Annotated in this window: 7 protein-coding genes; 1 reads left to right on the forward strand and 6 read right to left on the reverse strand. The window is 65.3% G+C overall.

Going from position 1 to position 11,759, the window contains the following annotated elements; all coding sequences use genetic code 11:
* Position 1 precedes the first annotated feature (1 nt).
* The gene (locus BSY18_RS09355) at positions 2 to 1,942 is read left to right on the forward strand and encodes a sialate O-acetylesterase (protein ID WP_083231394.1); all 1,941 of its coding nucleotides are present in this window, start codon (positions 2 to 4) and stop codon (positions 1,940 to 1,942) included.
* 4 nt (positions 1,943 to 1,946) lie between these two features.
* Here BSY18_RS09355 and BSY18_RS09360 read toward each other — a convergent pair whose 3' ends face one another.
* From BSY18_RS09360 to BSY18_RS09385, 6 genes are all read right to left on the reverse strand, one after another.
* Positions 1,947 to 3,530: a rhamnogalacturonidase gene (locus tag BSY18_RS09360; protein ID WP_069050409.1), complete on the reverse strand. Its 1,584-nt coding sequence runs from the start codon at positions 3,528 to 3,530 to the stop codon at positions 1,947 to 1,949.
* A 76-nt stretch (positions 3,531 to 3,606) separates the two neighbouring features.
* Positions 3,607 to 6,708, reverse strand: a complete 3,102-nt coding sequence (locus BSY18_RS09365) for a TonB-dependent receptor domain-containing protein (protein WP_069050410.1) — start codon at positions 6,706 to 6,708, stop codon at positions 3,607 to 3,609.
* A 138-nt stretch (positions 6,709 to 6,846) separates the two neighbouring features.
* The gene (locus BSY18_RS09370; RefSeq protein ID WP_236823499.1) at positions 6,847 to 9,042 is read right to left on the reverse strand and encodes a hypothetical protein; all 2,196 of its coding nucleotides are present in this window, start codon (positions 9,040 to 9,042) and stop codon (positions 6,847 to 6,849) included.
* Positions 9,039 to 10,178, reverse strand: a complete 1,140-nt coding sequence (gene lldD / locus BSY18_RS09375; protein ID WP_069050411.1) for an FMN-dependent L-lactate dehydrogenase LldD — start codon at positions 10,176 to 10,178, stop codon at positions 9,039 to 9,041. The genes BSY18_RS09370 and lldD overlap by 4 nt, the downstream gene beginning before the upstream one ends.
* Positions 10,175 to 10,930: an SDR family NAD(P)-dependent oxidoreductase gene (locus tag BSY18_RS09380; RefSeq protein WP_054136591.1), complete on the reverse strand. Its 756-nt coding sequence runs from the start codon at positions 10,928 to 10,930 to the stop codon at positions 10,175 to 10,177. The genes lldD and BSY18_RS09380 overlap by 4 nt, the downstream gene beginning before the upstream one ends.
* Positions 10,927 to 11,703 carry an IclR family transcriptional regulator gene (locus tag BSY18_RS09385; protein WP_117353184.1) on the reverse strand — a complete coding sequence of 259 codons (777 nt, stop codon included), beginning with the start codon at positions 11,701 to 11,703 and terminating at the stop codon, positions 10,927 to 10,929. Before BSY18_RS09385 ends, BSY18_RS09380 begins: the two co-directional genes overlap by 4 nt.
* Positions 11,704 to 11,759 lie beyond the last annotated feature (56 nt).

Here is an 11,759-nt window from a genome sequence, read left to right on the forward strand (position 1 = left end):
CATGCTGACAGCGCCCTTCAGACCCTCGATCAACAGGATGCTTGCGAGTGCCTGCATCCTCGGCAGCATCAGCCCGGCTCTCGCGGCAGAGCTCGACCCCGCCTTCGCATCCCACGCGGTGATCCAGCGCGACAGGCCGATACCGGTGAGCGGCACTGCCGACCCCGGCGAGACCGTGACGGTCGAGATCGGCGCGCATGTCGGCACGGCGGTGGCAGGCCGCGATGGCCGTTTCCGCATCGTGCTGCCGGCGATGGCGGCGGGCGGCCCCTATCGCATCACGGTGGCTGCGCGCAGCGGTATCAGCATCGCCGAAGACGTGCTGATCGGCGATGTGTTCCTGTGCTCGGGCCAGTCCAACATGGAAATGACGATCGCAGAATCGCAGGACAGCCGCGCCCAGATCGCCAACTCCGGCGATACTGCCATCCGGATGATGACCGTACCGCGCCAGACCGCACTCGACCCGCGCGTCACGTTCGAAAAGGCACCCCGGTGGGATGTGGCCGGCCCCCAGACGGCGGGGGCATTTTCGGCGGCGTGCTTCTACATGCTCAAGGACCTGCGCCGGACGGTCGATGTTCCGCTGGGCGCGATCCACAGCAGCTGGGGCGGAACCCGGATCAGCAGCTGGATGTCCGATGCAGCGCTCGGCCAGACCGGGGCAGCGGTCGAGGTGCAACTGCGCCAGCTCAGTGCGAAGGACCCCACCAGCGCCCAGCGCGGCTTCGGCACACGGTGGGAAAGCTGGTGGCGCGCGGCGCACAAGGATGCGCCGTGGATGCCCGATGCCGATCGCGACTGGCGACCGGTTCCAAAGATCGGATATTGGGAGGACTGGGGCGATCCGGAGCTGGTCGAATATAACGGCTTCATGTGGCTGCGCCGCGAGCTGCTGCTCACTGCGGCCCAGGTTGCGCAGGGCGCGACCCTCGATCTGGGCCTTCTCGACGATCAGGACGTGGTCTGGATCAACGGTCGTCCGGTGGGTGGCGGCGGCAGCATCTCCACTCCGCGACGCTATGCACTGCCCAAGGGATCGCTGAAGCCGGGCCGCAATGTCGTCACCGTCAACGTCAACGATCTGTGGGGCAAGGGCGGGATGGCCGGGCCTGCCGATAGCATCGCGTTGACCTTTCGCGATGGCCAGCGCCTGCCGCTCGGCGAGGGCTGGTCCTATTCGCCCGACCGGCGCCGCGCGCCCGGCATGCCGCGCCCGCCCTGGGACGATACCGCAGGGGCCGGCAATCTCTACGCTGCAATGATCGCACCGCTGGGCAGCCCCGCACTCAAGGGTGTCGCCTGGTATCAGGGCGAATCCGACACTGCGCTCCCCGGCTATGCCGACCGGCTGAGCGCGATGATCGCGGCATGGCGCGCGCAGTTCGATACGCCGGATCTGCCATTCGCGATCGTCAGCCTGGCGGGCTTCGGCGCGCCGGCGGCAGCGCCCGGCGCCAGCGGCTGGGCCGATGTCCGCAACGACCAGCGCAAGGTCGCCGCGAACGATCCCAGGGTCGGGCTAACGCTGACCCTCGACATCGGCGATCCGTTCGACGTCCACCCGGGCGAAAAGCGCGAACTGGGGCGGCGGCTTGCCCGCACGATGCGCGCGATTGCCTATGGCGGCCCGGACTCCGCTTCGGGGCCGTCGGTACGTTTCGTCACACGCGGCGAAAACGCGGTAGTCGTGACCTTCGAGGGGGTAACCGGCTCACTGGTGGCGCGCGGCAGCACACAGGCGATCGGCTTCGAGCTGTGCGGCGCGGATCAGGCCAGCTGCCGCTTTGTGCCGGGCATCATTGCGGGCAATCAAGTAACCCTTCCGCAGGATGGCGCGGCACCGACACGCGTGCGCTATGCCTGGGCCGATGCACCGACCATCAACCTGTTCGATAGTGCGGGACTGCCCGCCGGTCCGTTCGAGCTGCCTATCCCTTAAGCGGTCAGTCGATGCGCAGATCGGCGTGCCCGCGCACGGCGCTGCTGCGCATACGACGCACCCGGTCGAGCGCGAATGCCTTGCCTTCGGGCAGACGCAACCGCGACAGATCAACGCCGTCGACATCCTGCAGCCACAGCGCCGGGCGCAGGTCTGGCCGATCCACCTGTACTTCGACATTGTCGAGCGACAGACCGCGCACGGCCCGTGCAAACAAACCGGTAGCCGGCAGGTCGCCGAACATCGTGGCTTCGGGATAGCCGAGAGCATTTTCCGGCGGCTGCAGCGCGGCCATGGCAGCATCTGCGCCGCCGATCTGGTGAAGCAGCACATCGCTGATCGACACATCCTCGATCGGTCGTTCTGCCAATCCGGCGATCACCGCAGGCAGCTGGCTGCCGCCCGAAGAGACAAGGTTGGAGATCCGCACGCGCTTGAGCGTGCCGATCGGCACCCCGGCGGGCCCGCGCATCCGTTTGCCCAGCCGCAGGAAGAATGCGCCATGGACGATCCCGCGCATGGTGATGTTGCTGATCGCGACATCTTCCAGCACGCCGCCATCGACGGTTTCCAGCGCGATCCCGCGGCTGTCCTCGAAGACGCAATTGGTGATCGCGATGTTGCGAAAACCGCCATTGGATTCAGTACCGAACTTGATCCGGCCGTGGATCAGCGGGGCGAAATCGGCGGGCATCTTGCGCCATGTGCCGTCGAGGACCGATCCGATCTGGTAATTGCCGGTGACGAAGCAGCCCGAGATGGTGAGGTTTTCCGTGACCCGGGCATAGCCGAGCGCAAAGCTGGACTTGGGGCAGATGGCATCGTCATACGGCGAGTTGACGGTGCAGTTGGTCACCCGCACATTCTTGCAGCAATCGATGTCCAGCCCATCGCGGTTGGTGTCGATCAGCAGGTTGTCGATCGTCAGATTGTCGACCCCGGTGGCCAGCAGCGCGAACCAGCCCCCCTCCAGCATGCGGAAATCGCGCAACAGGACATTCCGGCAGTTCTTGAGCGCGATCGCCTTGTTCGCTGTGCCCGGGCCGCTGGGGTCCTTCAGCCAGTCGTCCTTGCCGTCACCACGGCCCAGCCCCTTCCCCCAGATCAGCCCATCGCCCGTGATCGCGATGTCGTGCAGGCCCTCGCCCCAGATCAGGCTGTTGCGCCAATGGCTGTGGCCGGCGTCCTGGAACCCGACCGCACGCGGGTCCTGCTCTTCTGCCAGGTCATAGCCGCCGCGTCCGTCGGTGGGCGCAGCCGCGGCAAGAATGGTTGCACCATTGGTGAGATGAAGCGAAACACGGCTCTTGAGCCTGATCGTGTAACAGGCATAGGTGCCGGGCGGGAAAATCAGGGTACCGCCGCCGCTTGCTGCCAGCGCATCGATAGCCCGGTTGATCGCAGCGGAATCGATAGCCTTGCCATCGCCCCTAGCGCCGAACTTTCGGACATCGACCGCTCCCATCGGCGCCGGCCGCAAGGCAGCAAGCTGGGGCTGCGCCCCGACCGTTGCCGGCAAACCCAAAAGCGGCGCTGCCAGCGCCAAGGCCCCTGCCCCGGAAATCATCTGCCGCCGGTCAAACTGCATCAACGCTGTTCCTTGCATTGCCGTGGATCCAAAAAAGGCGGGGCCGCATGACACGGCCCCGCCAGTAGGAAGGATCTCAGAATTTGAGCTGGGCGCCGATGAAGAATTCCGCCCCCAGCGAGTCATAGGTCGCCGGATAGGTATTCGCCCGAACCTGGGCGCTGCCCACCACCGGCGGTGCGTTGGAGAACACGTTGTTCACGCCGCCGAACAGTTCCACCCTGTCCATCACCTCGGCGGTGAAAGACAGATCGAAATAGTGCTCGTCACCCAGCACCGGGTGCGACAGGTCCGCCAGCGCCGGAGCGGTGGCGCTCCCTGCGCGGGTCGGCACCACGTGGCGATCGTCGGTCACCTTGCCGATATAGCGATGCCGTGCGCTGATGCTGATCGGGCCCATGTCCCAGGTGATGCGCGATGTCCCGCGCCAGCGCGGCAGCGGCTCGCCGCAGGTCTGGCCGAACGCGCCGGCACAGCGGTTCTTGATGTTGGGGAATGCAGCCACCGGCGTTGCGGTGAATTCATCCAGATAGGTGAAGTCCATTCCGAACGACAGCGTGCTGGTCTCGGCAAGGCCGAACAGCCCGAAGTTGAGCGGCTGGGTATAGCGCACGACGAAATCGATACCCGAGGTCTTCAGCTGACCCGTGTTCGCGGCGAGAACGCGGACCGGGAAATTGTCGGTGATTGCCCCGGTGTTGCGGTCGCGGCTGACCGCCTGGCAGAACTCGCTGCCCGCATCCTGCAGCACGTTGTAGCAAAGGTTGAGCGTGTTGTTCAGGCCGCCACCCAGCGCCGCAATCGCCCCGTCCAGGGTGATCTTGAAGTAATCGACGCTGACGCGCAGCTCGGGCAGGAAGCTCGGTGTGAACACCGCGCCGAACGTATAGGTATCCGACCGCTCCTCGCCGACATTGGGGTTTCCGCCCTGATCGACAGGGAAGAACGCGTTGGGCTGCACGCCGGCGGTGAACACCGCGGCCGCAGGCACGCCGGTGGCAACGCAGATCGCGCGCACCGCCGCCGACTGCTGCGCAGCCGGCTGGCGGCTCGAGCACGGATCGGTCGCAACGACGTTGCTGCGGCTGATGCCCCCGAACAGCTCGTTGACATTCGGTGCGCGGATGGCCCGCTGATACTGGCCGCGGAAGGTGATGTCGTCGACCGGGCTCCACTCGGCCCCGCCAAGATAGGTCCACACGCCGCCGACACCGCCAAGGCTGTAATCGGAATAGCGGAAGGCGCCGTTGACGGTCAGAGCCTGGAAGAACGGCGTGTCGGCAAGGATCGGCAGGCGGATTTCACCGAACACTTCCTTGGCGGTGATGCCACCGGCCGTGGCCCGGCCCGCGTTGAAGCCCACCACATCGCCGCTTGCCAGGAACTGGTCGGGCCGGAACGCGGCTTCGTTCTTGCGCCATTCCAAGCCCAGGTTGAATCCGATATCGCCACCGGGAAGCGTGAACGACTTGCCCGAAATGCTGGCTGCTGCCACCTGCTGGGTGGCCTCGGTGGTGTTGGTGGCCGAAACTGAGATGGCGCGGATACACGCATCGCTGATGTTCAGGCCGAACACGTTGCAGACCGGGGCCGCACCGTTGACCGAAAGCAGCGAAGCCTGCAGCGCGCTGCGCGAGAGCGCCCGGTTCAGCTCCTCGGAAAAGTTCGTCTTCGCATAGCTATAGTAGACGTCATAGGTGAGGTCGCGCAAACCACCCTCGACCACGGTGCCCAGATCGCCGCGAAAACCACCGACAGCGCGGAACACGTCGCGCCGCTGGATGGCCTGGCGAGGGCCCACCTCGCCATAGCGCCGTCCCAGCGTAACCACCGCCAGGCCGTCATTGACCGTGGTCGTGCGGCTGACCGGTCCGGAGGCGACGGTGATCGGGTTGGTCTGTTCAGCATCCAGCTGGCGCAGGACACCCTGAACGCCTGCCGACAGGAAAGGATTGCTCACGTTGAGCAGCGTCGAAACGCCCACGTTCGACGGCGCCAGCTGGGCGCGGACCTCGTTCTGCGAATAGTGCATTTCGAGATAGCCGGTGACGTTGGGTGTGAACTCGTACGTGGTGAACGAGTTGATCATGTAGCGCTTTTGCGGGATCACCAGATAGTTGTCCGGCGCCAGATTGTAACGGTCAGCCGGATCGACGGCGTTGCGCGCAGCTGTGCCCTGATCGTTGAAGGTGAAGCCGAAACCGCCGATATTGGTCAGGCCCGCCGCGTCGTAGGCTGCACGCAGCGCCGGGCTGGCCGAACCGTAAGTGGCGATGCCGGATACGCGACCATTGGGGATGTCGCCCGATCCACCGAAGATGAAGCCGGGTTGCCCCCCTGCCGAGCGGCAAGTCTGCCCCGCCGGAACCGCAAAGGGTGTGCCTACCCGGGTGACGCCGGAGTCGCTGCCGGGCACGACACAACCATCCGCCAGTGCGACCGAGGTAAAGCCGCCGCGTTCCGCGCGGGTGATGGGGTCGCGCTTGAGATAGTTGAGCGATACCACCGTATTGCCCCGGCCATCGGCGAAATTGCCGCCGGCGGTGATGGTGTAGTCCTGCGTATGTGCGCTGGTGGTCGTGTTGCCGCCAAACTGCGCCCGCGCAACCACACCTTCGAACTCGTCGTTCATCACGAAATTGACCACGCCGGTGATCGCATCGGAGCCATAGACCGCCGATGAGCCGCCGGTGACGATTTCAACCCGCTTGATCAGCGCGCTGGGAATGGTGTTGATGTCGGTGGTCTGGTCCGGGCCCGAAATCGCAAAGCGACGCCCATTGACCAGCACCAGGTTGCGGGTGGCACCGAAGCCGCGCAGGTTGAGGTCGGCGATGCCTGCGCCCTGACCCGAAACGGTCGAACCGCCGGTGGGCGATGCGATGAACTGAGGCGACTGGCCCAGCAGACGTTCGACGTTCACGGTGCCGGACAGGGTGATTTCGGTATCGTCCACCACGCTGACGGGGGTGGAGGTGTCGAAGCCGCTGCGCGCGATGCGCGAGCCGGTGACGATGATCTCTTCGTCGGCCTGGGCGTCTGCGGCCGGCACGGCTGTCGTCGTGCCACCTGGCGCTGACTGCGTCTGAGCCGCGGCCGGGTTGGCGACACAGACTCCGGCAAACGCGACACTGGCCAGCAGCGAAATGCGCAACGGATTGCTCGATACCTTCATCATACTCTCCCTGAAAAGCGGGCCTTAAGGACCTCGCCATTAAATGCTACGCGAACCAGCGCCAACAAATCCCATATGATGGGATGATGTCCTAACAGATAAAATTGGTAGCGTCAACATCTCGCCTCAGGAAGCGAATTTTCAGGGCAGAGGTGTGATGTTCTCGACCCGCACCTGCCAGCCTTTGCGCGGAAAACCGGGCGCTTTGCGTGGTGCGCCGTCCCAGCCGGCTGCCATCATGCCGACAGCCAGCAGAAGCGAACCATTTGACGGGAAGTAGGTGTCAGCGACCCTTTTGGTACCGATACCATCCGGTCCGCCCGTGGCATGAGGCTCTACCTCGACTCGCGGCGTCATGCCGGTGACTCCCCAACGGTTGTTCAACTGATCGGCAAACAGCCAGTCGACCGCTGCTTCGGGATCCCCGAGCCGCGCTGCCGTCATGGCGATCATCGGGAAATCCCAACCCCAGGTCTGGCGCAGATCCCAATGGCTTTCGACCGCCTTGAGCGTGGCGTGCATCACGGCAGGGTCGATGGCCTGCCCGGGGATCAGGCCAAAAGCCATCAGGAATGAAGGATGGTCGCGGTTGAGGCATCCGGCCGGGGTTGCGTCTTTGCGGCAGCGGCCTGCGGTATCCTGCCAGAATCGTGGTTTGCCAGGAACGGGCAGATACAAGCCATCAGCCTGGGCCGGTGCCGGCAACGCTGCTATCACGCGGTCCCATTCCGCCTTGCGGGGCAATCCGCGCCGTTCCCGCCATTGCTGGGCGATCGTCAGCGCCCAGCGCCAGTATTCGAGCTCGAACGTCGGATCTCGTGTGGTCAGCGGATCGTGGTTCTCCTGCACCGGCACGATCGGCGGCCCCAGTGCGACCCGCGACGTCCCATCGGGCAAGGGCCAGCTGGCCAGCAGGTCGGCCGTATCCTCGACCAACACTCCATAGAGCGCGGTCGCTTCGCGATCGGCGGTCGCGCGGCGGCGTAGCTCTGCGAGGAAGATGGGATGCGGTTGCTGCCACATGATGAAGGGGTTGATCGGGCTGGGGCTTTCACGCCCTTCCGGCCCTGTCATCTTGGGCCACCACGCCCCCTTCACACCCCGGCTGGTCGCCAGCGCCCGTGCCTGCGGCAGATGCTCCAGATGCCATGCCAGCATGCGGTCGAGCAATTGTGCGCGCCCCCATGTTGCAAAATGTCCGGCGTGCCAGATCGCCATTTCCAGATGGAACTTGCCGTTCCAACTATTGGAGAACAGACCCTCTTCCTGCGGCGGAACGCCGCCAGCCTGGTTGATGCGCGCCAGATATTGCGACAGCACCACCCGGCGTTCCAGTTCATGCGCGCGCGGATCGGTGCTGCCCGAAAAGTCGATGACACCCCCGGTGCGCCAGTAATCGATCCAGGCCTTGTCCGCAGCCTTGGTCATACCATCGAAGGGTTGCAGCGCTGATGCAGCCTTTCCGAACCCAACGGTCGCGACCAGACGCTGCCCCGAGCCGAGGATCGTGAATCGATGCACACCATCGGCGGAGATGCGGCCCCCCGGCGCAGACAGGTTGCTGTCATAATCGGTGCTGTCGATCGTCCGCCGCACCTGCACCGCCTGCGCCGTCGCCCGGACGATTTGCGTTGCATGGCCTTCCGGCGATTCCCAGTCGGACGGGTCGGGATTGAGCGGTGCCTTCACTCCCGGATAGGTAACGCTGACCGCCACCCGCCCCGTCGCCACCAACGGCGAGCGCACGGAGACGAGCACGACATCGGATGCCGCCGCTACGCGGGTTTCGACCGTCACTGGCGCGCCATCGAACACGAACCGGCTGATCAGGACTCCACGCCACAGGTCAAGCCGCTGGCGGGTGGCGGTCAGATCGCTGAGCACGGCAGCCGAACCATCGCGCCGGGTCAGCTTCAGGCTGATCCGCGCCAGCGAAAAGCGGTGCGGATTTTCCCGCAGCCAGACCAGCGCGGGACGGTCCTTGAGCATCGAGAAATCACGAAACCAGGCATAAGACAGCGTCCCCCTGCCCTGCACCGGCACCTGCGCATCGCCATCGGCGGCGGTCCATCCGCGCGGATTGGCGAAGCTGTGCCAGGCCCATTGCGCCATGGTCAGCAGCGGCGATTGCGGCGCGTAGGCCTCCGGAAACGTCTGCAGCCCGGTGATGTCGGCAGTAAAGCCCAGTTCGCCATTGCCGATCATCACCGGCGCATGCGGGTCGACGCTGGTGAGATGGACATCATGGCGCGAAATCAGGGCCTTGCGGTCAATCTTCGCTTCGGCGCTTGCAGATCCCAGCAACAGGCATGCCGCCAGCAGCAGGCGGACGATCACGCCAGAATGTCCCGCGTGATCGCCGGAATGTTCGTGCACCCGGTCAACGCCATTGCCACGCGCATTTCCGCTTCGATCAGCCCCAGCATATGTCTCACACCCTGTTCTCCTGCTGCCGCGAGCGCATAAGCCCAGGCCCGCCCCAGCAGCACGCCATCTGCTCCCAGTGCCAACATGCGCACCACGTCCAGTCCGGATCGTACCCCGCTGTCTGCCAGCACCGTCACGCGGCCGCCCACCGCATCGGCGATCGGCGGCAACGCCTTGGCGCTCGACAGGACCCCATCAAGCTGCCGACCGCCATGGTTGGACACGATGATGCCATCGGCGCCATGATCGGCTGCAAGCCGGGCATCGTCGGGATCGAGAATCCCCTTGACGATCAACGGGCCGTCCCATCGCGAGCGCACAAATTCGAGATCGCGCCATGTCACCGTGGGGTCGAAATTGTTGCGCATCCAGCCGAGAAAATCCTCGAGCCCGCTGTTGCTGCCGAGCACCGGGGCGACATTGCCCAGATGGTGCGGACGCCCTTGCAGCCCGACGTCCCAGGCCCAGCCCGGCCGCCGAGCAGCCTGCCAGGCCCGCCGGAGCGACCCTGCCATCCCTGCGGCTCCCGCAAGGCCCGAACGCAGATCGCGATAGCGTGATCCGGGTACCGGCATGTCGACCGTGAAGACCAGCGCCGAACAGCCGGCCGCCCTGGCTTGATCGATCAGGTCGATCATGAACGCGCGGTCGCGGATCATGTACAGCTGGAACCAGAACGGAGCGGCGGCTGCGGCGACCTCTGCCAGCGGACAGACCGACACGGTGGAAAGGCAGAACGGCACGCCCGCCGCCTGCGCGGCGCGCGCGGCCTGCACCTCGCCGCGCCGGGCGTTCATCCCCGCGAGCCCCACGGGTGCGAGTGCCACCGGCATGGCCAGACGCTGGCCGAACAGCTCGGTCGAAAGATCGATCGCCGACACATCGGTCATCACCCGCTGGCGCAGGGCAACCTCCGCCAGATCGGTTACATTTCGTTGCAGCGTGACCTCGGCATAAGAGCCGCCATCGATATATTCGAACAGGAAATGCGGAAGCCGTGCACGGGCCAGTGCGCGATAATCCAGCGTGGATGCCGCGGCAGTCATTGCAGGTTTACGAAAGCGCCGCCGTCCACCAGCAGCGCCGCACCGGTGACATAGCGTGCCATGTCCGATGCGAGGAAAAGCGTCGGGCCCACCAGATCGTCGGGCTCTCCCAGCCGGCCCAGCGGAACACGCGCCGCCATCCGTGCCCGCTTGCCTTCGTCGGCAAGGTCATCCTTGTTGATGTCGGTGAGGATCGTGCCGGGCAGCACCGAATTGCAGCGAATGCCATGCCGCCCCAAAGCGATCGCGGCGGACTGCATCAGCGAATGCACCCCCGCCTTGGTCGGGGTGTAATGGGTCTGGAACTCGCCGCCGACCAGCGCCGAGATCGAGGAGACCGCAATGATCGCGCCGCCCCGCCCGCCTGCGACCATCGCATTGGCAGCGGCCTGGACCATATGGAACGCGCCATGCAGATTGACGCGCGCGGTGCGCTCGAAGACTTCGGCAGGCATATCCAGAAAGCTGTGAAACGGGCAGATGCCGGCATTGCTGACAAACACATCGACCCGCCCCAGGGCGATGACCGCCTCACGCACGAATCGTTCCGCCTCGCCGGGTTCGGCGACATCGCCGGTGACCGTCAGGGCCTTGCGACCGAGCGCCTCAATCTGCGCGACCAGCGCCTGCGCCGGGTCCTTGTCGAACACCGCCACGTCGGCCCCTGCCCGCGCTGCGCCGAGCGCGATCGCACGGCCGATGCCACTGGCACCCCCTGTCACCAAAACTGTCTGCCCGGCCAGCAGGTTCATCTATCGCTCCACCCCAGATCCCGGGCGATGGCTTCCGCCGTCTGGCGGACATCGACCACCAAAGCCTGGATGCGCTCGTCGTCCATATACTGCGCCGCGCTCGACACGCTGATCGCGGCGACGATCCGTCCGCTCGAATCGCGCACGGGGGCAGCGACACAGCGGATGGCATCCTCATTCTCTTCCAGATCGAAGGCATGGCCGCTTGCGGCGTAGGTCTTCATCCGTTCGAGCCACAGATCGCGCTCGATCGGAAAGGCGCCCGCCGCCTGGTCCTGCTCGAACAGCGCCAGCCAACGCGGTGGCTTGTCATCGATCAGCAGCGCCTTGCCCAGACCGGTAGACGTCAGCGGGTGGCGGTCGCCAATACGGCTGCGGATATCGATCCGCCGCTGTCCGGCGATCTTGTCGAGGTAAAGCGCACGGTCGTGATCGAGCACGCCCAGGTGCACCGTATCGCCTGACAGCTTGGCCAGTTCTTCGAGATGCGGCCGCGCCGTCTGCACCACATCGGTCTGGCGCTGCGCCAAAAAGCCCAGCTTGAGCAGTTCGGGGCCCAGAGTGTAGCCGCGCCGAGGCACCGATGCGAGATATCGCCGGTCGATCAAGGCGTTCGCGAGCCTGTGCGTGGTGGACCGGGTCAGCCCCAGCTTGTCCGCCAGCGCTGCCAGCTGGATCGGACCATCGGCGCATGCCTCGATCACGTCGAGCCCCCGCAATAGGGTCTGGCTACCGCCGGTGCCATTTTTCTGATCCTCAGCCATTGACGTCATTACTCCCATAAATTAGCATTCAATCTCACAATATGAAAGAGGGTATTATGAGGGCT

The organism is Blastomonas sp. RAC04, assembly GCF_001713435.1.
Taxonomy (GTDB): Bacteria; Pseudomonadota; Alphaproteobacteria; order Sphingomonadales; family Sphingomonadaceae; genus Blastomonas; species Blastomonas fulva.